1 protein-coding gene is annotated in these 1,422 nt (G+C 71.7%); it reads right to left on the reverse strand.

All coding sequences use genetic code 11. From position 1 onward, the window contains the following. Positions 1-1,422 (reverse strand): type I polyketide synthase (locus ACZ5D2_RS40870; protein WP_468936815.1); only part of this gene is annotated, 1,422 nt, incomplete at both ends.

Genomic DNA, 1,422 nt, shown 5'->3' on the forward strand with positions numbered 1-1,422 from the left:
TCCATTCCCTCGCAGATGGTGTCGAAGGTCCGGGCGTAGACGGGGTAGGTGGTGTAGAGCTCGTGGCCCATCCGGGGGCGTTGGCTGCCCTGCCCCGTGAACATGAAGGCCAGGCGGCCCTGATCGGTGGCCTTCGCCTGGACGAGGCGGGGGTGTGTGGCGCCGAGGGCGAGGGCGTCGAGCCCTTCGAGGAACCCGTCGATGTCCTCGGCCACGACCGCCGCACGGTGATCGAAGGAAGTCCGTGTGACCACCAGCGAGCGGCCCACTTCCGCCGGGCGCGGTGCCGGCCCGGTGGCGACCATGTCACGCAGTCGCGCCGCCTGTTCCCGTAGCGCCTCGGGGTGGGGCGCCGACAACACCCACGGCAGCGGGCCGCCGGTGTCGGGCCTGTCATCCTCCGGGCGGGCGCCCTCCGCGGCCGGCTCGGCCGCCTCCAGGATGAGGTGGGCGTTGGTGCCGCTGATGCCGAAGGAGGAGACAGCGGCACGGCGCGGGCGGCCGTCGGGAGTGGTCCAGGGTGCTGCACGGTCGAGGAGGGTGACGGCTCCGGCGGTCCAGTCGATGTGGGGGCTGGGTTCGTCGGCGTGGAGGGTTTTGGGGAGGAGGCCGTGGTGCATGGCCATGACCATTTTGATGATGCCGGCGACGCCTGCGGCGGCCTGGGTGTGGCCGATGTTGGATTTGAGGGAGCCCAGGCGCAGTGGCTGGTCGGTGGGGCGGTTCTGGCCGTAGGTGGCGAGGAGGGCCTGGGCTTCGATGGGGTCGCCGAGACGGGTGCCCGTGCCGTGCGCCTCCACGGCGTCCACGTCGGCCGGCTGGAGGCGGGCGGAGGCGAGGGCCTGGCGGATGACGCGTTCCTGGGCGGGGCCGTTGGGTGCGGTGAGGCCGTTGCTGGCGCCGTCCTGGTTGACGGCACTGCCCTTGATCACCGCGAGGACCTGGTGACCGTTGCGCCGAGCGTCGGAGAGCCTCTCCAGCAGCAGTAGCCCCGTACCTTCGGAGAATCCCGTTCCGTCCGCGTCCGCGGAGAAGGCCTTGCACCGGCCGTCCTCCGACAGGCCGCGCTGGCGGCTGAACTCGATGAGGGTGTTGGGTGTCGCCATGACGGTCACGCCGCCGGCCAGGGCCAGTCCGCACTCCCCGTTGCGCAGTGCCTGGGCCGCCAGGTGGACGGCCACGAGGGAGGAGGAGCAGGCCGTGTCGACGCTGATCGCGGGCCCTTCCAGCCCCAGCGTGTACGAGATCCGGCCCGAGGCCACGCTGCCGTAGCTGCCGTTGCGCAGGTACCCGTCCAGCTCCTCCGGGGCGGTGGTCAGCCGTGAACCGTAGTCGTTGTACATGATGCCGGTGAAGACGCCGGTGCGGGTGCCGCGGAGGGTGGTGGGGTCGATGCCGGCGCGTTCTACGGCTTCCCAGGCG

This window comes from Streptomyces sp. NPDC031479 (assembly GCF_055581065.1).